A 21367-nucleotide genomic window follows, 5' to 3' on the forward strand; every position below is an offset into this window, starting at 1 on the left:
GTCAGGCAGTCCCGCCGCTGATGTGGTCGAAACGGACAGTACTGCCCTGGGCGGCCGACTCCAGCACCGCTGCGGCCACCTCCACCGTACGGAGACCCTGACGCAGCGTGCAGATGTCGTCCGACTTGCCGAGCACCGCGTCCCGGAAGAGCTCGTGCTCCACCAGGAGCGGCTCGCGCTTCGGGATGGCGTAGCGGATCATGTCGCCCTCGGAGACACCGCGGAACGCCTGGAGCGCCTCCCACTCGGTCGCCTGCGCGGCGTTCGAGTAGAAGGTGAGGTCGGCGGTGAGGGTGTCCGCGATGAAGCAGCCCTTCTCACCGGTGACCGAGGTGAATCGCTCCTTCAGCGGGCTCAGCCAGTTCACCAGGTGGTTGACCATGGTGCCGTCGGTCAGCTTGCCGACCGCGGAGACCATGTCCTCGTGGGGACGGCCCGACTTCGACACCGTGTGGGCGGCGATGGAGGTGTACTCCTGGCCGGTGACCCAGGCGGTGAGGTCGATGTCGTGCGTCGCGAGGTCCTTGACCACGCCGACATCGGCGATGCGGTGCGGGAAGGGACCCTGGCGGCGGGTGACCACCTGGAAGACCTCGCCCAGCTCGCCGGCCTCCAGACGGCTGCGCAGCGAGCGCAGCGCCGGGTTGCAGCGCTCGATGTGGCCGACGCCGGCCACCAGGCCGCGGCTCTCGAACGCCTCGACGAGACGGCGGGCGCCGGGGACGGTGTCCGCGACGGGCTTCTCGATGAGGGCGCCGATGCCGGCCTCGGCCAGCTTCAGGCCGACTTCCTCGTGCAGCGCGGTCGGGCAGGCCACCACGGCGTAGTCGATGCCGAGGGAGATGAGCTCCTCGACGGTCGACAGCACGGGGGCACCCTGGGCCCAGCCGTTCTTGTCACCCATCGGGTCGACGACGCCGACCAGCTGTACGCCCTCGAGTCCGGCGAGGACACGGGCGTGGTGGCGTCCCATGGAGCCGAGGCCGATCAGGCCGGCTCGCAGTACAGCGGCAGTCACAGGTTCTCTCCCAGCGCGTTCACGGCGGTGACGATGCGCTCAAGGTCGTTCTCGGTCAGGGAGGGGTGGACCGGGAGCGAAACGACCTCGGCGGCGGCGCGCTCGGTCTCGGGCAGGTCCCAGACGCGACCGGCCTTCTGGTCCGGCTCCCAGTACGGCTTCAGACGGTGGATCGGCGTCGGGTAGTACACCGCGTTGCCGATGCCGGCCTCGGTCAGCTTCGCCATCGCGGCGTCACGGTCGCCCCGCACACGGATCGTGTACTGGTGGTAGATGTGACGCGCGCCCTCGGCGACGATCGGGGTCACCACGTTGGGAGCGGTGATGTTCGCCGTGAGGTACGAGGCGTTCGCGATGCGCTGCTCGGTCCAGCCGCCGAGCTTGCCCAGCTGGACCCGGCCGATGGCGGCGTTGACGTCCGTCATCCGCATGTTGGCGCCGACGATCTCGTTCGCGTAGCGCTGCTCCATGCCCTGGTTGCGCAGCAGGCGCAGGGTGCGCGCGATCTCGGCGTCGGCCGTGGAGATCATGCCGCCCTCGAGGGAGTGCATGTTCTTCGTCGGGTAGAAGCTGAACGTGCCGCCGGAGCCGAAGGCGCCGACCGGGGTTCCGTTCAGCGCCGCCGCGTGCGCCTGGCAGGCGTCCTCGACGACCGCCAGCTTGTGCTTGTCGGCGATGGCCATGATCTTGTCCATCGCGGCCGGGTTGCCGTAGATGTGGACCGGCATGATCGCGGCGGTACGCGGCGTGATCGCGGCCTCGACCGCGGCCGGGTCGATGTTGAAGCTGTCGGCCTCGATGTCGACGAAGACGGCCTCGGCGCCGACCAGTCGCACGGCATTGGCCGAGGCGGCGAACGAGAACGACGGGACGATCACCTCGTCGCCCGGGCCGATGTTCAGAGCCATCAGAAGGAGATGCAGCGCGGAGGTACCGGAGTTGACGGCGACGCAGTGACGGCCGTCGACCAGCTCCGAGAATCCCTCCTCAAACGCGGCCACCTCGGGGCCCTGTACGACGCGGCCCGTGCGCAATACGCGTACGGCCGCTTCGATCTCTTCTTCACCGATGACCGGGCGGGCAGCGGGGATGGGCTGCTCGTTGATGCTCGGCATGGACGTCCTCCTTGAACACCGCAAGAGCTCTATGTGGCAGAGGTCAAGGGGTGCAGCGGACGTCTTACGAGGCCGCGCGTACCCCTCCGGCGCGATGCCGACGCCCTACCGAGGAATGCTGGGACCGGTCTGTCCCGGATCCGGGTCGGTCACCGACCGTAGTCTCCGGGCGGGGCCCGCCCACGGCAGCGACCGGCGTCACATTATCAGGAATTTCGTAGTCGATTTCTGGGCCGTTAACGGGCCACGGCATCGATTGAGAAACGAATCCGTGTTCCGCCCCGGGGGCTCCGGGACGGAACACGGATCATTCAACCGATCCTCACCGATTGTTCAGCTTCACGTGACCACTGTCACCGAAGGCGGTCACGGCTGGTCGGCCACGACCGTCTTCTTGGCGGCCGTCTTGGCCGCCTTCTTGGCGGTCGTCTTCTTCGCCGCGGTCTTCTTGGCCGCCGTCTTCTTGGTTGCGGCCTTCTTCGCCGTGGCCTTCGTGGCGGCCTTGCGGGCCGTCTTCTTGGCCGGAGCCGCCTCGTCCTCGGACGCCGTCTCGGGCTCCGGGGCCGAATGGCTGACGACCACCACGGCGGCCTCGGCGCCACCCGCCGGCGACCCGGCGGGAGCGGTGACCTTGCGGACCACCCGGCGACGGGCCCTCGGCGGGGCGGCGACGGGCGCCTCCTCGGCGGGAACCTCGGCCACGGGCGCCTCCGCCACCGGCTCCGGCGTGCTCTCCGGCTCGGCGACGACGATCACCGCGGCGGCCTCGGCCTCGTCCGCCGGCTTCGGCGAACCGGCCGGGGCCGTGGCCTTGCGCGTGGCGCGACGGCGGCCACGGGGAGCCGGGGCGGCCTCCTCGGCGACCGGCTCGGCCTCCACCACCGGCGCCGCGACGACCGGGGCCTCGACCTCGGCCTCGACCTCCAGGACAGGGGCTTCGGCGGCCGGGGCCTCGGCCTCGAACACCGGCTCCTCGACCCGCTTCGGCGCACCCGCCGGAGCGGACGCCTTACGGCCGGCCCGACGGCGGCCACGGCCACGCGTGGCAGCGGCCTCCGCCTCGGCGGGGCTGCTGTACAGCTCCTCGTCCGGGACGAACTCGGGCTCGGGGAGCGCGATCGGCTCGGCGGCCTCGGCCGCCACCTCCGCCTCGGTCTCGTCCTCGACCACCTCGAGGTGCTCGTGCTCGTGCGGGTGGTCGGCGCCACCGCGGCCACGCTTCTTGGACCGCTTGCCGCCGCCTCCGCCGCCGGGGGCGGTCGGCTGCTCCATGTGCACGATCACGCCACGGCCGTTGCAGTGGACGCAGGTCTCGGAGAAGGACTCCAGCAGACCCTGGCCGACCCGCTTGCGGGTCATCTGGACCAGGCCCAGCGAGGTGACCTCGGCCACCTGGTGCTTCGTACGGTCCCGTCCCAGGCACTCGAGCAGGCGCCGCAGCACCAGGTCGCGGTTGGACTCCAGGACCATGTCGATGAAGTCGATGACGACGATGCCGCCCAGGTCGCGCAGACGCAGCTGGCGCACGATCTCCTCGGCCGCTTCGAGGTTGTTCCTCGTCACGGTCTCCTCGAGGTTGCCGCCCTGGCCGGTGAACTTGCCGGTGTTGACGTCGACGACGATCATCGCCTCGGTCTTGTCGATCACCAGCGAACCGCCGGAGGGCAGCCAGACCTTGCGGTCCAGCGCCTTCATCAGCTGCTCGTCGATCCGGTACGTCGCGAAGACGTCGACCTCGCTCGTCCAGCGGGACAGCCGGTCGGTCAGGTCCGGCGCGACGTGCGACACATAACCGTGGATGGTCTGCCATGCCTCGTCGCCGCTGACGATGACCTTCGAGAAGTCCTCGTTGAAGATGTCGCGGACGACCCGGACGGTCATGTCCGGCTCACCGTAGAGAAGGGTCGGGGCGTTGCCGCTCTTCGCCTTCTTCTGGATCTCCTCCCACTGCGCCTGCAGACGCTCGACGTCGCGGCGCAGCTCGTCCTCGCTCGCGCCCTCGGCGGCGGTGCGCACGATGACGCCCGCGTCCTCGGGGACGATCTTCTTGAGGATCGTCTTCAGACGCGCGCGCTCGGTGTCGGGCAGCTTGCGGCTGATACCGGTCATCGAGCCCTCGGGCACGTACACCAGGTAGCGGCCGGGCAGGGACACCTGGCTCGTCAGACGGGCACCCTTGTGGCCGATCGGGTCCTTGGTGACCTGTACCAGGACGGACTGGCCGGACTTGAGCGCGGTCTCGATGCGGCGCGGCCCGTTGGCCATGCCGAGCGCCTCGAAGTTGACCTCACCGGCGTACAGGACGGCGTTGCGGCCCTTGCCGATGTCGACGAAGGCGGCCTCCATGGACGGCAGGACGTTCTGCACCTTGCCCAGGTAGACGTTGCCGACGTACGAGGTGGCCTGCTCCTTGTTGACGTAGTGCTCGACGAGCACGTTGTCCTCGAGGACGCCGATCTGGGTGCGCTCGCCGTTCTGGCGGACGACCATCACGCGCTCGACGGCCTCACGGCGGGCCAGGAACTCGGCCTCGGTGATGATCGGCACACGGCGGCGGCCCTGCTCGCGCCCCTCGCGGCGGCGCTGCTTCTTCGCCTCCAGACGGGTCGAGCCCTTGATGGACTGCACCTCGTCGGACGGCTCGGCCTTCTCGCGCGCGGGGCGCGGCTCGCGGACCTTGACGACCGTACGGACGCCGTCCTCCTCCGCGCCGGCCTCGGCGTCGGTACCGGTGTCACCGGAGCGGCGACGACGACGGCGACGACGGCGGGAGCTGGCGGTGCCCGCGGCCGACGGGGTGTCGCCCTCGTGCTCCTCGGACTCCTCGTCCTCTTCTTCCTCGTCCTCGGGCTCGGCCGCCTGCTCGGCGGTCTCGTCCGCGCGGTAGTCGGCGGCCTCGTCGGCGTCGGCGAGCTCGCCGCGGCGACGGCGGCGTCCACCGCGGCGGCGGCGGCGCGAGGGACGGTCCTCGAACTCGTCGGACTCCTCGGCCTCGGCGGCGGCCTCCTCGGTCTCAGGCTCCTCCTCGACCTCGGCCGGCTCGACCGGGGCAGCGGCGGCCGGGGCCTCAGCGGCGTGCTCACCACGACGGCGGCGGCGACGACGACCCGCCTCGGGCTTCTCGGCGGCCTCGGCCACCGGGGTGATCTCCGGCTCGGTGATCTCTTCCTCGACCTCGTCCGGCTCGGCGGCGCGGGCCGCGTGCGCGGCGGCGGCCGTCTCCGGGGTCTGGAACATCGGCTCGGTGAAGACCGGCGCCTGGAACACGGCGACGGCGGGCCGGGCGGCGCGGCGGCCGCGGGACTGCTCGGCCTTGGCGGGCGCGGCGGGCTCCGCGGTGAACTCGGGGGAGGCGGCGCGGCGGCGCGTACGGCCACGGGTCGCGGCCTTCTCGGCCGCGCTGACCTCGGCCCCGGACGCGGCGATCTGCGCGACGGTGTCCGCCGGCAGGGACTCGCCGTCCTCGACGGGCTCCTCGGCGGCCTCGGGCTTCGGCGCGCCGGCCGGGGCCGTGGCCTTACGGGTGGCACGGCGGCGCGAACGGGCCGGAGCGGCGGTCTCCTCGACCGGCTCGGCGACCGGAGCGGCCTCGGGGGCCTCCTCGGCGGCTTCGGCGGCCTCGGCCTGCGGGGCCGTGGCCTTACGAGTGGCACGGCGGCGCGAACGGGCCGGAGCGGCGGTTTCCTCGACCGGCTCGGCGACCGGAGCGGCCTCGGGGGCTTCGGAAGTTTCAGGGGCCTCGGCCTGCGGGGCGCCCGCGGCGGCGGTGGCACGGCGGCGTGCGCGGGGGGCCGGGGCGGCCTCCTCGACAGCGGCAGGAGCCTCGACGGGCTCCTCGGCGGCCTCGGCCTGCGGGGCGCCGGCCGGAGCCGTCGCCTTACGGGTGGCACGGCGACGCGGCCGCGCCGGAGCGGCGGTCTCCTCGACCGGCTCGGCGACCGGAGCGGCCTCCGGGGCTGCCTCGACGGCTTCGACGGCCTCGACCTGCGGCGCACCGGCCGGAGCCGTCGCCTTACGGGTCGCACGGCGACGCGGCCGCGCCGGGGCGGCCTCGGCGGCGGGCGCCTCGGCGGAGGAGGCGTTCGTGGTGTCCGGCGCCGACACGGCGGCGGCCGGCGCTTCGGTGACGTCCGCCACAGCGGCGTTCACCGGCGGGCCCGCGGGGCGGGACGCCGCGCGGCGCCTGCGGCGCGGCGGCAGCGTGTCGCTGGGGCTGTTGTCGTTGTGGTCCGCGGCGTTGTTGCCGGGTTCGTTCGGTCCGAGCATGCGGGCGGTTCTCCCGTCACGCTCCCGGGCGCCGCGCCTGGTTCCGGTCCGGCGGCACGTCCGCGTGAGTAACGCGGTGCCGCTGTCCGGGGCGCGGGCGCCGCACGGGAGCTCTATGTGTGGCTCGCCGGTTCCGTACGCGTTGCACGCACGGCCTGGCGAAAGTCTTCTGGTCAGTGCGCGGCCCGACCCAGGTGGCTCCCGAGTACGAGGGCTGCGCTACGACGACCGCTCCCTACGCGGCACCGGTACCGGGCGCCGTCGCTGAAGCGGTCGCGGCGGCCTTGGGTGGAGCGGCCGTGACTGCCTCGCGGTCGGGCGCGAGCGGGTCGGTCACCGTGCCGGACTCCTCGTCGAAGAGCCCCTGCGCCAGCCTGGTCACCGCTGCGGGGACCGGCGGCGCCAGGTCGGCCACAGCTCGGAGACCGGACAGGACGTCGTCGGGTCGCACGGCAGGTGTCACGTGCCGAACAACCAGCCGCAGTATCGCACAGGGCTCCGGCCCCGGCCTATCAGCCGGGGAAGGAACGGCCCGCAGGTCGGCCACGGCGCTGCGGGCGTCGAAGGTCCGCATTCCGTTCTTGGTCTTGCGCTGGACCTCGACCGTCTCGGCGGTGAGGAAGGTCTCGACCGCCTGCTCGGCGTCGGTGTGCTCCACTCCGTCGAGCCGCATCTCCCACACGGACGCGGTCAACCGGTCGGCGAGGCCGGAGGTCCGGGCCTCGACCGCGTCGGTGATGTCGAGGCCCGTCGGCAGCGACTCGTCGAGCAGCTCGCGCAGCTTGTCGGGGTCGCGTGCCTCGGTGAGGGCGATCTCCAGGTACTCGGCCTCGGAGCCGGTGCCGGTGGGAGCGGCGTTGGCGTACGACACCTTCGGGTGCGGGGTGAAGCCCGCCGAGTACGCCATGGGCACCTCGGCGCGCCGCAGCGCCCGCTCGAACGCACGCTGGAAATCGCGGTGGCTGGTGAACCGGAGGCGGCCGCGCTTGGTGTAGCGCAGTCGGATGCGCTGCACCGCCGGTGCGGGCGGCGGGCCTTCGGGCTGTCGCTTGCCCAGTGGTTCTTCTCCTCGGTGCGGGGCGGGCGCGGGGGGCGCGCCGCCCTCGTGACTGCGGTGACCCCGGCGGGCGCCGCCCGGCTCATCCCGGCGTTCGCGGGGAGATCTCGGGTGAGGCAGCCGTGCCTGGGGCGTTTGTTGTACTACCCAGAGTACGCGCAAGGGCCCTCGCCGGTTCCCCAGGCTCGGACGGGCGCGCTCCTCCGATGAGCGCGCGCCAGGCGTCGCGGCGGGCCTGGCGCACGGCCTCCCGCGCGGAACGGAGGGCCGCCCGGGTCACCCGGCCGGCCTCGGCGACCGCTGTCCGCACCGGCACCCAGACGCTGTCGCGGATCCAGCGGCCGACGGGCGCGACCACGGCCCGGTAGCACCAGCGGACGGGCCGGCCGACGAGGTTCCATGCGAGCCACTTGATCGCGCGGCCGACCGCCCGGGAGATGTACCCGGCGATCCGCCAGCAGACCGCGACGGCGTCGGCGATCTCACGGCAGACGAGGCGCAGGAGGCGCCCGAGCGGGACGAGGACCCAGCGGTGGAGGAAGACGGCGGGCACGACGACCCCGTACCGGGCCACCGGCACCACGACGTACCGCCACAGGCCTACCCACGGCCACACCAGCAGCGCCCGGCCCGACCACACGAGCGCCCGGCCCAGCGGGGTCAGCACCACCCGGTACAGCCAAACGGCGGGTACCGCGACCCCGTACCGGGCCACCGGCACCACGACGTACCGCCACAGCGCCCCCAGGGGCAGGACGATCAGCGTCACGATCAGGAAGCCCACGGCCGTGGACAGCGGGGTCAGCAGCCGACGGTACGTCCAGAGGGCGGGGACGACGAGGGCGTAGCGAACGAACGGCACGACGGCGTACCGCCACAGGACGGTCCAGGACCGCACGAACAGCACGTCCGCCAGCCACAGCAGACCGTGGCCCAGGGGGGTGAGCACCGCGGCGTGGAGCCACGTCGCCGCCGCCGCGACGGCACGGCCGGCGACCCGGGCCCAGCGGTACAGCGCGCGGGCCGGCACCACGGCCAGGTAGTGGAAGAGCCCGCCGAAGAACCGGCCCAGCGCACGGCCCAGCGGGCGGAGAAGCACCCGGTCGATCGCCCGCGCGGCGGCGACGAGGACGTCCCAGGCCATGCGCACCGGGACGACGAGCACGAGCACCACGATCCGGATCGGGATCCTGATGAAGGCCGTTAGACAGCCTTCCGGTTGGAGCTGTGACGGCTGTGGCTTCTCGACGCTCATGCGGGACATGACGCAACGGCCCGGCTTCGGGTTTCCCCGAAGCCGGGCCGTTGCACAGGCGTTACTGGGCCGCGTTGGTCGCCTACCGGCTACTTGACGACCGTCAGCGGGAGCAGCTTCTTGCCCGTCGGGCCGATCTGGATGTGCGTGTCCATCTGCGGACAGACACCGCAGTCGAAGCACGGCGTCCAGCGGCAGTCCTCGACCTCGGTCTCGTCCAGCGCGTCCTGCCAGTCCTCCCAGAGCCAGTCCTTGTCGAGACCGGAGTCCAGGTGGTCCCAGGGCAGGACCTCCTCATAGGTGCGCTCGCGCGTGGTGTACCAGTCGACGTCCACGCCGAAGGCCGGCAGCGTCTTCTCGGCGCAGGCCATCCAGCGGTCGTACGAGAAGTGCTCACGCCAGCCGTCGAATCGGCCGCCGTCCTCGTAGACGGCCCGGATCACGGCGCCGACGCGGCGGTCGCCGCGCGAGAGCAGGCCCTCGACGATGCCGGGCTTGCCGTCGTGGTAGCGGAAACCGATCGAGCGGCCGTACTTCTTGTCGCCGCGGATCTTGTCCCGGAGCTTCTCCAGCCGCGCGTCGGTCTCCTCGGCGCTCAGCTGCGGCGCCCACTGGAACGGCGTGTGGGGCTTGGGCACGAAGCCGCCGATGGAGACGGTGCAGCGGATGTCGTTCTGGCCCGAGACCTTGCGGCCCTCGGCGATCACCTTGACGGCCATGTCACCGATCTGGAGGACGTCCTCGTCGGTCTCGGTGGGAAGGCCGCACATGAAGTACAGCTTCACCTGGCGCCAGCCGTTGCCGTACGCGGTGGAGACCGTACGGATCAGGTCCTCCTCCGAGACCATCTTGTTGATGACCTTGCGCATGCGCTCGGAGCCGCCCTCGGGGGCGAAGGTGAGGCCCGAGCGGCGGCCGTTCCTGGTCAGCTCGTTGGCCAGGTCGACGTTGAAGGCGTCGACGCGGGTGGACGGGAGGGACAGACCGATCTTGTCCTCCTCGTACCGGTCGGCCAGGCCCTTGGCGATGTCACCGATCTCGGTGTGGTCCGCGGAGGACAGCGACAGCAGGCCGACCTCCTCGAAGCCGGTCGCCTTGAGACCCTTCTCCACCATGTCGCCGATGCCGGTGATGCTTCGCTCCCGCACGGGACGCGTGATCATGCCGGCCTGGCAGAAACGGCAGCCGCGGGTGCAGCCGCGGAAGATCTCGACGGACATGCGCTCGTGGACGGTCTCCGCGAGCGGCACGAGCGGCTGCTTGGGGTAGGGCCACTCGTCGAGGTCCATGACGGTGTGCTTGGACACGCGCCACGGCACGCCGGACTTGTTCGGTACGACGCGGGCGATACGGCCGTCGGGCAGGTACTCGACGTCGTAGAAGCCGGGGACGTAGACGTTGCCGGTCCTGGCGAGGCGGAAGAGGACCTCCTCGCGGCCACCGGGGCGGCCCTCCGCCTTCCAGGCGCGGATGATCTCCGTCATGTCCAGGACGGCCTGCTCGCCGTCGCCGATGACCGCGCAGTCGATGAACTCGGCGATCGGCTCCGGGTTGAAGGCCGCGTGGCCGCCGGCCAGGACGATCGGGTCGTCGAGGCCGCGGTCCTTGGCCTCCAGCGGGATGCCGGCGAGGTCCAGGGCGGTGAGCATGTTGGTGTAGCCGAGCTCGGTGGAGAAGCTCAGTCCGAAGACGTCGAAGGCGCCCACGGGCCGGTGGCTGTCCACGGTGAACTGCGGCACGTTGTGCTCGCGCATCAGCTCTTCGAGGTCCGGCCAGACGCTGTAGGTACGTTCGGCGAGAACGCCCTCGCGCTCGTTCAGCACCTCGTAAAGGATCATGACGCCCTGGTTGGGGAGCCCGACCTCGTAGGCGTCCGGGTACATGAGCGCCCAGCGGACATCGCAGCTCTCCCAGGGCTTGACCGTGGAGTTCAGCTCTCCACCGACGTACTGGATCGGCTTCTGCACATGCGGAAGCAGAGCTTCGAGCTGCGGGAAGACAGACTCGGCAGCAGACATCTCGAACCTTCGTGAGCTGGCAGGGGGCGACTCACAAGCGTACCCCGGCCTCAGGGGCTCAGCGCCGCCCTCAGTTCGGGGGCCGACGCCCTCGCCCAGACCTCTGGCAGCTCGCGTGCCCGGTCGGCTCCCGCCGCCTCCTCCTGGCCGTGCAGGAGGCCCCAGACGAACGCGGACTCCCCCGCCGCGTGGGCCTGGATGGCGAGGGTGCGCAGGGCGTCACGGGCGACGACGCTGTCCTGGTGGTCGCCGAGCACGCCCTGGACGGCCTTCACACGCTTCGCGAAGCGCTTGGCGGGCTTGCCGACGGCCGGCTCGGCGGCCTCCGCGGCGTAGCGGGCGCGTTTGGCCGCCTTGCGGGCCTGGTGCATGGCCAGGTCGCGGTCGTGGCCGGGCGGGAGGGACAGGGCGTGGTCGACCCGGCGGGCGAGGCGCGCGTAGTCCTTGAGGACCGCCTTGGTCAGGACCGTGGCGGGGTCCTTGGAGGCCGCCGGACGCAGGGGCGGGGCGGCGAGCAGGGCGTCGAGCGCGTCGAGCAGGGTGAGGTAGCGCTCGCTGTCCAGCGCCTCGATGGTCCGCCGGCGGGCCTCGGTCTCGTGGGAGGCGGCCCAGACGCGCAGCCGGCTCTGCACGGGTCCCAGAAGCAGGGTGGTGGGTACGGCGTCGATCCGCTCGCGCAGCCGATCGGCGAGCACTTCCTGGTCGCGGGCGACGCCCAGTTCGGCGGCGAGCCACTTCAGCTCGTCGCCGAGGGGGTCGGTGATGTTCCGGTCGAGGACCTTTCCGTACGACTTGATCGCGCTGCGCAGCCGTCGGGTGGCGACGCGCATCTTGTGGACCGCGTCGGGCAGGTCGCGCCGGACGCCGGGGTCGAGCGCGACCAGGGCCTCGACCTGGTGGCGCAGGCGGGCGAGGACGAGGGCGCCCGCGGTGTCCTCGTCCGGCCCCCGCCGCGTCTTCGTCTTCACCTTCTGCTTCTTGTTCTGCTTCTTGTCGCCCGGAGCGGCCGGGGCGGCCGGGGCGCCGGGAGCGTCACCGGTCTCCTCCAGGGCCCGCGCCAGCTTCGAGGGCGCCGAGGAGGGCCGTACGCCCGCCTTCTTCAGGCGTTTCTCCAGCGCGTCCAGGACCGAGGGGTCGACGTCGTCCGCGAGCTCCACCTCGATCTCGGTCCAGGCCGCCTTGCCGCCGCCGTCGGTCAGGCGCTGGGCGTGGACGGTGTCGACCGAGAGTTCGGCGAGCAGGGCGCCCCGGTCGTCGACCAGGTGGTGGACGTCACGGGAGGAGTGCAGCCGGACGACCGGCTCCAGCCGGCTCTCTCGGACCCGGGAGCGCAGCAGGCCGCGGAGCGTGTCCGGCGGGGTGTCGGCGAGCGGCGCGCGGATCTCGTCGCGGACGCCCGTGCCGACGGGGAACTTGAGGTGCCAGCCGGCGTCCGCGCCGCCCGTCCTGCGGCGCAGGGTGATGGAGTCGGCGGCCAGACGCAGCCCGGGGGTGTCGTAGTAGACGGCGTCCAGTTCGGCGACGCCCCGGCCCACGACGGCCGACACCCCGGCCACCCCGGTCAGGTCCGGTACCCGGGTGTCGGGGGTGGCTTCGTACTTCCGCTCGATCTCGCGCTTCGTATCCGCCCTCATTCGGAATTTAGTGCCCCGTGAGGGAGCGTCTATGCCGTTATCGGCCGCTGGACCCGGATCGACTGGAGCAGCCCGACAGCCACCCAGACGGCGAACATGGACGAGCCTCCGTACGACACGAACGGCAGCGGCAGACCGGCGACCGGCATGATGCCGAGCGTCATGCCGACGTTCTCGAAGGACTGGAAGGCGAACCAGGCGGTGATGCCGGCGGCGACGATCGTGCCGTACAGCTCGGTCGTCTCCCGGGCGATCCGGCAGGCGCGCCAGAGGATCACTCCGAGCAGCCCGAGGATCAGTCCGGCGCCGAGGAAGCCGAGCTCCTCGCCGGCGACGGTGAAGATGAAGTCGGTCTGCTGTTCGGGCACGAACTGGCCGGTGGTCTGGTGGCCGTTGAAGAGACCGGCGCCGTAGAGGCCGCCGGAGCCGATCGCGATGCGCGCCTGGTTGGTGTTGTAGCCGACGCCCGCCGGGTCGAGTTCGGGGTTGGCGAAGGCGGCGAAGCGGTTGATCTGGTACTCGTCGAGGACGCCGAGCGCGGCGACGAGCACGGCGCCGGTCGCCCCCGCGGCGATGAGGCCGAGGACCCAGCGGTTGGAGGCTCCGGAGGCGAGGAGCACGCCGAGGACGATCACCACCATGACCATGACCGAGCCGAGGTCCGGCATCAGCATGACGATCACCATGGGAAGCGCGGCGAGGCCGAGCGACTTGGCGACGGTGCCGTGGTCGGGATGGAGCTGATCGCCCGCGTCGACCCGGGCCGCGAGCATCATCGCCATCGCCAGGATGATCGTGATCTTCACGAACTCGGAGGGCTGGAGCGAGAATCCGCCGCCGATGACGATCCAGGCGTGGGCGCCGTTGATGGTGGCGCCGAGGGGGGTGAGGACGGCGACGATCAGCAGGACGGAGAGCCCGTAGAGGACCGGGACGGCTCCGCGCAGGGTGCGGTGGCCGAGCCAGACCGTGCCGACCATCAGGGCGAGGCCGATGCCGCTGTTGAGGACGTGGCGGACGAGGAAGTAGTACGGGTCCCCGTGGTTGAGCTCGGTGCGTCCCCGGGTCGCGGACCACACCAGCAGCGAGCCGATGAAGGACAGGGCGAGCGCGGAGAACAGCAGCGGCCAGTCCAGCCGGCGCATCACCGAGTCGCGGGCCGTCAGTTTGGTCCAGACACCGCGATCGGGGGCGTACCGCGAGACGGAGAAGCCGTGGGGCGCGGTCATCGGTTCAGTCCCTCCGCCCGGGGGGCGGACCCGCGAGCTGCTGCTGGTCGTTCTTCTTCTTGTCCGGGTCGACCTTCTGCGAGTTCGGGTCGTACGGCTTGACGACCGGTGCGTCGATGGAGCCGTCCGGCTGGATCTTCGGAAGAGTCGTCTGCGGCCTCGGCAGCAGGGCGCGCTTGAGGTCCTGGTTCCCCTCGTCGTCGAGGCCGTAGATCGCGTCGTAGATGTTGCGTACGGCGGGTCCCGAGGCACCGGATCCGGTACCACCCTGGGAGATCGTCATGACGATCGTGTAGTCGTCGGTGTAGGTCGCGAACCAGGAGGTGGTCTGCTTGCCGTAGACCTGGGCGGTGCCGGTCTTGGCCCGCATCGGGATCTTGTCCTGCGGCCAGCCCAGGAACCGCCAGTTGGCCGTGCCGCCCGGCCCGACGACGGAGCGCAGGCCCCTGTCGAGGTCGCTGATGGTCTTGGCGTCGACCGGCAGCCTGCCGTGGGCCTTGGGCTTGATCTCCTCGATCTTCTTGCCGTCGGGGCTGATCACGGCCTTGCCGACGGTGGGGTTGTAGAGGGTGCCGCCGTTGCTGATGGCGGCGTAGGCGGTGGCCATCTGGATCGGGGTGACGAGCACGTCGCCCTGGCCGATCGCGAAGTTGATGCTGTCGAAGGCCTTCAGCTGGTTGCCTTCGAGGCAGCTCTCATAGGCGATCTGCTCGACGTAGGTGCCGCCCTTCTTGCCCTGCTTGCACCAGGCGTCCTTGTTGGCCTTCCAGAAGTTCTTCTTCCACTGACGGTCCGGGATGCGGCCGGTGACCTCGTTCGGCAGGTCGATGCCGGTCTCGGCGCCGAAGCCGAACTCATGGGCGGTCCGGTAGAACCAGTCGTGGGCGTCCTTCTTCGGCTTTATCCCGCCGTCACGCTGCCACTCCTGGTGGCCGAGGCGGTAGAAGACGGTGTTGCAGGAGAACTTGAGGGCGTCGGCGAGGGAGATGGGGCCGTGTCCCTTGGACTCGAAGTTCGCGAAGCTCCGGCCGCCCATGTTGTAGGAGCTGCTGCAGTTGTAGAGGCCGTCGAAGTCGTAGCCGGCCCGCACGGCCGCGCTCGCCGAGACCACCTTGAAGATGGAGCCGGCGGGTGCCTGGCCCTGGATGGCCCGGTTGAGCAGGGGGTAGTTGGAGTTCTTGCCGGTGAGGGTGGCGTACTCCTTGCCGGAGATGCCGCCGACCCAGGCGTTGGGGTCGTAGTCGGGCTGGGAGGCCATCGCGACGACGCGGCCGGTCTTGGCCTCCATGACGACGACGGCGCCCGAGTCGGCCTCGTACTTGCGGCCGGTGATGTTGTCGGTCTCCTGGCGGACGGTCTTCATCGCCTGGTGGAGTTCGTACTCGGCGACGGCCTGGACCCGGGCGTCGATGGAGGTGACGACGTTGGATCCGGGCCGGCCCGCGTCCCTCTCCGCCACTCCTATCACCCGGCCGAGGTTGTCCACCTCGTAGCGGGTGACGCCGGCCTTGCCGCGCAGCGCCTTGTCGTAGGTGCGCTCCAGGCCGGACCGGCCGACCTGGTCGGAGCGCAGGAACGGCGAGTCGGTGTCCTTGGCCTTCTCGATCTCCTCGTCGGTGACGGGCGAGAGGTAGCCGAGGACCTGGGAGGTCTTGGCGAGGCCGGGGGCCGGATAGCGGCGTACGGCGGTGGGTTCGGCGGTGATGCCGGGGAAGTCCTCGGCCCGCTCGCGGATCTGCAGGGCCTGCTGGGTGGTCGCCTCGTCGGTGACCGGGATCGGCTGGTAGGGCGAGCCGTTCCAGCAGGGCTGCGGGGTCTTGGAGTCGCAGAGCCGGACCTTGTCCATGACGTCCTTGGGCGTCATGCCGAGGACCTTGGCGAGGCGCGTGAGGACGCCCTTGCCGTCGTCCTTCATCTTCAACAGGTCGGTGCGTGACGCCGAGACGACGAGACGGGTCTCGTTGTCGGCGAGCGGGACGCCGCGGGCGTCGAGGATGGACCCGCGGACGGCGGGCTGGACGACCTGCTGGACGTGGTTGTTCCTGGCCTCGTCGGTGTACTCCTGGCCGTTGCGGACCTGGAGGTACCAGAGGCGGCCACCGAGGGTGAGCAGGAGGGAGAAGACGAGGACCTGGATGATGACGAGCCGGATCTGGACCCGGCGGGTCCGCCCGGTCTCCGGGATGTTGCTCATACCGCGTGTGCCCCCTCGGTCACAGTCGCTTGACTCCCTTGATCCGTCCGGCCCGTGAGGCCCGGGAGCGGGCCGCCTTCATCCGCAGGCCGCCGCGCTGGTTCCCGATGCGCAGGCCCGTGCCCGAGGACAGCCAGCCGGAGGTGACGTCGCCGCTGCCCGCGGGCTCCGCGAGCGGATCACTGTCGGCGCGTCTCGCCAGGGCCATGATCAGCGGCACGGTGAACGGCGCGAGCAGCAGGTCGTACAGGACGGCGGTGAACAACAGCGAGACCAGGCCGACATGGCGGGCCGCGGTGTCGCCCACCAGGGCGCCGACCATCGCGTACAGCAGGGTCGAGCCGACGGCCGCGACCACGACCCCGGCCATCGGGCCGGCGGCCGACTTGATCGGGCCCGTCTCGGGACGCAGCAGGCCCGCCGCGTAGCCGATGACGCAGAGCACCAGGGCGTAGCGGCCGACCGCGTGGTCGGCCGGCGGGGCGAGGTCGGCGAGGAGTCCCGCGCCGAAGCCGATGAGGGCGCCGCTGACGTGTCCGTAGACGAAGGCCAGCCCGAGGACGGTGAGCAGGACCAGGTCGGGGACGGCGCCGGGGAGCTGGAGACGGGCGAGCACGGAGACCTGGGCGACCAGGGCGACGACGACGAGGGTGACGGAGAGCAGCATCCGGTTGATTCGCATGGGCTCTACCTCTCGTCGTTCTGGGCGGTGTCCTGGCCGTCACCCGGCTGCTGCTCGCCGTCCCTGGGTGGTGCGGACGGGGTCACCGTCACGGTGACGGTCGGCACGGGCTTGGGCCTGGGCTTGGCCGGCAGGACCATGTCGCGGGGGTCCTCGCGCGGCGGCTGCACGACGACGCCGACGATGTCGAGCTTGCTGAAGCCGACGTACGGACGGACGTAGACGTTGCGCGTGAGGTCGCCGCCGGCCGGGTCGACCCGGACGACCTCGCCGACCGGGACGCCGGGGACGAACGGCTTGTCGGCCTGCGACCCGAAGGTGACGAGACGGTCGCCGGGCTTGACCTTGGCCTTGCCGTTGAGCATCTGAACCAGGAGCGGGCGGTCGCCCTGACCGGTGGCGAAGCCGAGCTCGTCGGTCTTCTCCATCCGGGTGCCGACGGTGAAGTCCGGGTCGCTGGCGAGGAGTACGGTCGCGGTCTCCGGGCCCACGGTGGTGACGCGGCCGACGAGCCCGGCGCCGTTCAGTACGGTCATGTCGCGTTCGATGCCGTCGCGGGAACCGGCGTCGATGGTGACGGTCCAGGAGAAGCCCTGCGCGGTTCCTATGGCGATGACCTGGGCGCCCTTGATGCCGTACTGGCCGGCGCCGGCCGTCTTGAGCATGCTGTCGAGTTCGCGCATCCGGCTCTGGTTGCGCGCGTCGCTGCCGAGCTTCGCCTTGAGCGCCGCGTTCTCCTGCTCCAGGCGGGCGATCCGGTTGTGGCGCTCGCCGGAGTCGCGAACCGCTCCTATGGCGTTGCCGATCGGGTCGACGGCTGCCGCGACGCCGTTCTCGACCGGTCCGAAGACCGTGGCCGCGGCCTGCCGGGCGCCGTCGACCGGTGACTCCTCGCCGCCGCGGATGTCCACCGTGATCAGTGCGAAAGCGATGGCGATCAGCAGCACCAGGAGCAGCCGGCTCTCTCGTGTGTCCCTCACGTGCGGCGGCCGTGCCTTCCTCGTAGGAATGTTCTTGTGTAGGTTCGGTTGTTTTGTGCCGGTATTTTGTGCCGTTATATCAACGATCCGCCGTACGGGTCGGGCAGGGGCCATACGGGCGATCCCCCCAGGACCTCGGGGCCCTGGGGGGACGCCGTGACACCTCTAGCGGCGGGGCTGGGCGTCCAGAACCTGCTGGAGCGCCTCGAACTCCTCCACGCATTTGCCCGACCCCAGCGCCACCGAGTCCAGCGGGTCCTCGGCGATGTGGATCGGCATGCCCGTCTCACGACGGAGCCGCTCGTCGAGGCCGCGCAGCAGCGCGCCGCCACCCGTGAGAACGATGCCGCGGTCCATCACGTCACCCGAGAGCTCCGGCGGGCACTTGTCGAGGGTCGTCTTGACCGCGTCGACGATGGCGTTGACCGGCTCCTCGATGGCCTTGCGCACCTCGGCCGCGGAGATGACCACGGTCTTGGGCAGACCGGAGACGAGGTCACGGCCGCGGATCTCGGTGTGCTCGTCCTTGTCGAGGTCGTACGCCGAGCCGATGGTGATCTTGATCTGTTCGGCGGTGCGCTCACCGAGGAGGAGCGAGTACTCCTTCTTGATGTGCTGGATGATCGCGTTGTCCAGCTCGTCGCCGGCGACCCGGATGGACTGTGCCGTGACGATTCCGCCGAGGGAGATGACGGCGACCTCGGTGGTGCCGCCGCCGATGTCGACGACCATGTTGCCGGTGGCCTCGTGGACGGGGAGGCCGGAGCCGATGGCCGCGGCCATGGGCTCCTCGATGATGTGCACCTGACGGGCGCCGGCCTGCGTGGAGGCCTCGATGACGGCGCGGCGCTCCACTCCGGTGATGCCGGAGGGCACGCAGACGACGACCCTCGGGCGGGCCAGGTAGCGGCGCTTGTGGATCTTGAGGATGAAGTAGCGGAGCATCCGCTCGGTGATCTCGAAGTCGGCGATCACGCCGTCCTTCAGCGGCCGGACGGCAACGATGTTGCCCGGTGTCCGGCCGATCATCTTCTTGGCCTCGGCCCCGACCGCCAGGATGCCGCCGGTGTTGGTGTTGATCGCGACGACAGACGGCTCGTTCAGAACGATGCCGCGCCCCCTGACGTACACCAGCGTGTTGGCAGTCCCGAGGTCGATAGCCATGTCACGGCCGATGAACGACATTGAGTTCCCCTTGTTTCCCATGAGGATGCGTCGGGCCTTCCCAAATCGAGCGTTGATGGCTTCTCAGGCAGGCGAGGTGGGTGCGAGGTGGCTGCTGTGGCGTGGAGGCTTCATCGTAGTGCCGCCCCCACGCACACGGCGCGGTGGATCCACCTCTGTATAGCTGACGTGGTGTTGAGGCGATGCGTTCCCGGTCATCGCGTTCCTATACCGAAGGGCGACCGAAATTCCTTCGGTCGCCCCAGGTCATGAGCGCTGTTCGGCTGACGCCAGGTCAGGAAAGGCCGGGAAAGAAAATCTTCAGTTCCCGAATGGCGGACTCCTCGGAGTCCGAGGCGTGGATCAGGTTCTCCCGGACGATGGTGCCGAAGTCGCCCCGGATGGAGCCGGGCGCTGCGGCGATCGGGTCGGTCGGACCCGCCAGTTGGCGTACGCCCTCGATGACCCGCTCGCCCTCGACGACGAGCGCGACGACCGGACCGGAGGACATGAAGCCGACCAGCGGCTCGTAGAACGGCTTGCCCTTGTGCTCGCCGTAGTGCTGCTCCAGGGTCTCCTGGTCCAGGTGGCGAAGCTCCAGCGCGCTGATGGTCCAGCCGGCCTTCCGCTCGATACGGCCGATGATCTCGCCGATCAGGCCGCGGCGTACGGCGTCGGGCTTGAGCAGGACGAGCGTGCGCTGGCTCACGGTGCGGGCTCCTTCATGTGCGGATGCAGGACCTGCCGCGTGCGGGTGCGACGGCAGGGACTCAGAGGCTACAGGGCTTCCCCCTGCGTCGATTACGCAGCGTCAGGCTCGGCGGAAGCCTCGGCGGCGGCCTGGGCCTCTGCCCAGCGCGCCTTGGTCGCGTCGATCTGCCGCCCGTAGTGCACCGACGCCCACCACAGACCGGAGAAGACCAGCCCCAGGAAGAACATCACCGGCACCACGAAGCCGCTGATCACCAGCAGGATCTGGAGCGCCCAGCCCAGCTGGACCCCACCCGGCCGGGTGAGCATCCCGCAGAGCAGCACCGACAGCAGCATGCCGACACCACAGACCGTCCAGACCGTACTCATGGCCAGGCTGTCGTCCTTCATCGCCACGAGACCACCAAAACCGATGACGAAGAATTCACCGATCAGCGTTGATGCACAGAGCGTACGCATCGGGGTCAGCGCCTCCCCAGGAGCAGCCGGGCCTCGCCGACCGTGATGACGGAACCGGTCACGAGCACGCCCGCGCCGGCGTACTCGTCCTCTTCCTCGGCCAGGGTGATCGCCGCCTCCAGCGCGTCGTCCAGGCGCGGCTCGACCACGACCCGCTCGTCGCCGAAGACCTCGACCGCGACGGCCGCCAGCTCGTCCACGTCCATGGCGCGGTGACTGGAGTTCGCGGTGACCACGATCTCCGCGAAGATCGGCTCGAAGGCCTCCAGCAGACCCCGGACGTCCTTGTCGCCGCTGGAGCCGACCACACCGATCAGGCGGGAGAAGCCGAAGGACTCGGTGATGCCGTCGGCGGCCGCGCGGGCCCCCGCCGGGTTGTGCGCGGCGTCCAGCACGATGGTGGGGCTGCGGCGCACCACCTCCAGCCGGCCCGGCGAGACCACCGAAGCGAACGCCTTGCGGACGGTGTCCATGTCGAGCGTGCGGGCGTGCTGCGCCCCGATCCCGAAGAACGCCTCGACCGCGGCGAGCGCCACCGCGGCGTTGTGCGCCTGGTGGGCCCCGTACAGCGGGAGGAAGATCTCCTCGTACTCGCCGCCGAGCCCGCGCAGCGTGACCAGCTGGCCGCCGACCGCGATCTCGCGCGCGACGACACCGAACTCCATGCCCTCGCGGGCCACCGTCGCGTCCACCTCGACGGCCTTCTTCAGCATCACCTGCGCCGCGTCGACCGGCTGCTGCGCCAGGATCACGGTCGCGCCCGGCTTGATGATCCCGGACTTCTCCCCCGCGATCTCACCGGGCGTGGAGCCCAGCCGGTCCGTGTGGTCCAGATCGATGGGGGTGACGACGGCGACCGACGCGTCGATCACGTTCGTCGCGTCCCAGCTGCCGCCCATGCCGACCTCGACGACCGCCACGTCCACCGGAGCGTCCGCGAACGCGGCGTACGCCATACCGGTGAGGACCTCGAAGAAGGAGAGCCGGAACTCCTGCCGCTCGTCGACCATCTCGACGTACGGCTTGATGTCGTTGTACGTCTCGATGAAGCCCTCGGCGCTGATGGGGGCGCCGTCGAGACTGATCCGCTCGGTGATCGACTGGACGTGCGGCGAGGTGTACCGGCCGGTGCGCAGCTCGAACGCGGAGAGCAGGGCCTCGATCATCCGGGCCGTGGACGTCTTGCCGTTGGTCCCCGTGATGTGGATCGAGGGGTACGCGCGCTGCGGCTCGCCCAGCACGTCCATCAGGGCCGCGATGCGCGCCACCGACGGCTCCAGCTTGGTCTCGCCCCACCGGGTGGCGAGGTCCGCCTCCACCTCGCGCAGCGCCTTGTCCACCTCCGGATCGGCGGGCCGGGCGGGCACGGCGTCAGCCTGGAGGGCACCGGACTGGGCGCGCAGGGTGCGGCTTCCGGCCTCGATCACCGCCAGGTCGGGGTCACGGGACGTCTGCGCTTCCACGATGTCGTCGAAGTCGTCGTCGAAGCTGTCACTTGCCGGGGGCTGCTCACTCACACGCCCAGTCTACGGAGCCCCACCGACAGCCCCGGGCACGGCTCCTCCCTGGACCTCCGCCGCCCGGC

Annotated in this window: 15 protein-coding genes; all 15 read right to left on the reverse strand. The window is 70.8% G+C overall.

Annotated features, from left to right (window positions below; genetic code table 11):
- Position 1: 1 nt before the first annotated feature.
- The 15 genes from ACZ5VC_RS04055 to folC all read right to left on the reverse strand — a co-directional run bounded on the left by ACZ5VC_RS04055 (position 2) and on the right by folC (position 21299).
- On the reverse strand, positions 2–1018 hold the full coding sequence (locus ACZ5VC_RS04055) for a Gfo/Idh/MocA family protein (protein ID WP_468705895.1): 1017 nt from the start codon (positions 1016–1018) through the stop codon (positions 2–4).
- Positions 1015–2133, reverse strand: a complete 1119-nt coding sequence (locus ACZ5VC_RS04060) for a DegT/DnrJ/EryC1/StrS family aminotransferase (RefSeq protein WP_469118520.1) — start codon at positions 2131–2133, stop codon at positions 1015–1017. The genes ACZ5VC_RS04055 and ACZ5VC_RS04060 overlap by 4 nt, the downstream gene beginning before the upstream one ends.
- Positions 2134–2499: 366 nt before the next feature.
- Positions 2500–6399, reverse strand: a complete 3900-nt coding sequence (locus ACZ5VC_RS04065) for an Rne/Rng family ribonuclease (protein WP_469118521.1) — start codon at positions 6397–6399, stop codon at positions 2500–2502.
- A gap of 235 nt (positions 6400–6634) precedes the next feature.
- A complete protein-coding gene (locus tag ACZ5VC_RS04070; protein WP_468705905.1) occupies positions 6635–7414 on the reverse strand; it encodes a TIGR03936 family radical SAM-associated protein in 780 nt (259 codons plus the stop codon).
- Between the two features lie 124 nt (positions 7415–7538).
- Entirely contained in the window at positions 7539–8711 is a 1173-nt protein-coding gene (locus tag ACZ5VC_RS04075; protein WP_469118522.1) for a hypothetical protein, read from the reverse strand.
- Positions 8712–8800: 89 nt separating this feature from the next.
- Positions 8801–10729, reverse strand: a complete 1929-nt coding sequence (locus tag ACZ5VC_RS04080; RefSeq protein WP_469118523.1) for a TIGR03960 family B12-binding radical SAM protein — start codon at positions 10727–10729, stop codon at positions 8801–8803.
- 50 nt (positions 10730–10779) lie between these two features.
- On the reverse strand, positions 10780–12363 hold the full coding sequence (locus tag ACZ5VC_RS04085) for a CYTH and CHAD domain-containing protein (RefSeq protein ID WP_469118524.1): 1584 nt from the start codon (positions 12361–12363) through the stop codon (positions 10780–10782).
- Between the two features lie 29 nt (positions 12364–12392).
- Positions 12393–13592: a rod shape-determining protein RodA gene (rodA, locus tag ACZ5VC_RS04090; protein WP_469118525.1), complete on the reverse strand. Its 1200-nt coding sequence runs from the start codon at positions 13590–13592 to the stop codon at positions 12393–12395.
- A gap of 4 nt (positions 13593–13596) precedes the next feature.
- The gene (gene mrdA, locus ACZ5VC_RS04095; RefSeq protein ID WP_469118526.1) at positions 13597–15786 is read right to left on the reverse strand and encodes a penicillin-binding protein 2; all 2190 of its coding nucleotides are present in this window, start codon (positions 15784–15786) and stop codon (positions 13597–13599) included.
- Positions 15787–15805: 19 nt separating this feature from the next.
- Positions 15806–16468 (reverse strand): rod shape-determining protein MreD, encoded by a 663-nt coding sequence (gene mreD, locus ACZ5VC_RS04100; protein ID WP_469118527.1) that lies wholly within the window; start codon positions 16466–16468, stop codon positions 15806–15808.
- 5 nt (positions 16469–16473) lie between these two features.
- Positions 16474–17448 (reverse strand): rod shape-determining protein MreC, encoded by a 975-nt coding sequence (gene mreC, locus ACZ5VC_RS04105; RefSeq protein WP_469118528.1) that lies wholly within the window; start codon positions 17446–17448, stop codon positions 16474–16476.
- A gap of 165 nt (positions 17449–17613) precedes the next feature.
- Positions 17614–18633 carry a rod shape-determining protein gene (locus ACZ5VC_RS04110; protein ID WP_030317599.1) on the reverse strand — a complete coding sequence of 340 codons (1020 nt, stop codon included), beginning with the start codon at positions 18631–18633 and terminating at the stop codon, positions 17614–17616.
- Between the two features lie 274 nt (positions 18634–18907).
- Entirely contained in the window at positions 18908–19321 is a 414-nt protein-coding gene (gene ndk, locus ACZ5VC_RS04115; RefSeq protein ID WP_469118529.1) for a nucleoside-diphosphate kinase, read from the reverse strand.
- A gap of 92 nt (positions 19322–19413) precedes the next feature.
- On the reverse strand, positions 19414–19782 hold the full coding sequence (locus ACZ5VC_RS04120; RefSeq protein WP_469118530.1) for a DUF4233 domain-containing protein: 369 nt from the start codon (positions 19780–19782) through the stop codon (positions 19414–19416).
- A gap of 5 nt (positions 19783–19787) precedes the next feature.
- Complete coding sequence (gene folC, locus ACZ5VC_RS04125; RefSeq protein ID WP_469118531.1) at positions 19788–21299, reverse strand: bifunctional tetrahydrofolate synthase/dihydrofolate synthase; 1512 nt, start codon at positions 21297–21299, stop codon at positions 19788–19790.
- Between the last annotated feature and the right edge of the window lie 68 nt (positions 21300–21367).

It is taken from the genome of Streptomyces sp. NPDC033174 (genome assembly GCF_055577795.1).

What these genes read in the sequence shown, in the direction of transcription:
- ACZ5VC_RS04110 (WP_030317599.1), bottom strand. Translation starts at nt 18,633, where the DNA reads ATGTCGTTCATCGGCCGTGACATGGCTATCGACCTCGGGACTGCCAAC.
- ACZ5VC_RS04120 (WP_469118530.1), bottom strand. Translation starts at nt 19,782, where the DNA reads ATGCGTACGCTCTGTGCATCAACGCTGATCGGTGAATTCTTCGTCATC.
- mrdA (WP_469118526.1), bottom strand. Translation starts at nt 15,786, where the DNA reads ATGAGCAACATCCCGGAGACCGGGCGGACCCGCCGGGTCCAGATCCGG.
- mreD (WP_469118527.1), bottom strand. Translation starts at nt 16,468, where the DNA reads ATGCGAATCAACCGGATGCTGCTCTCCGTCACCCTCGTCGTCGTCGCC.
- ACZ5VC_RS04075 (WP_469118522.1), bottom strand. Translation starts at nt 8,711, where the DNA reads ATGAGCGTCGAGAAGCCACAGCCGTCACAGCTCCAACCGGAAGGCTGT.
- ACZ5VC_RS04060 (WP_469118520.1), bottom strand. Translation starts at nt 2,133, where the DNA reads ATGCCGAGCATCAACGAGCAGCCCATCCCCGCTGCCCGCCCGGTCATC.
- ACZ5VC_RS04085 (WP_469118524.1), bottom strand. Translation starts at nt 12,363, where the DNA reads ATGAGGGCGGATACGAAGCGCGAGATCGAGCGGAAGTACGAAGCCACC.
- rodA (WP_469118525.1), bottom strand. Translation starts at nt 13,592, where the DNA reads ATGACCGCGCCCCACGGCTTCTCCGTCTCGCGGTACGCCCCCGATCGC.
- ACZ5VC_RS04065 (WP_469118521.1), bottom strand. Translation starts at nt 6,399, where the DNA reads ATGCTCGGACCGAACGAACCCGGCAACAACGCCGCGGACCACAACGAC.
- ACZ5VC_RS04080 (WP_469118523.1), bottom strand. Translation starts at nt 10,729, where the DNA reads ATGTCTGCTGCCGAGTCTGTCTTCCCGCAGCTCGAAGCTCTGCTTCCG.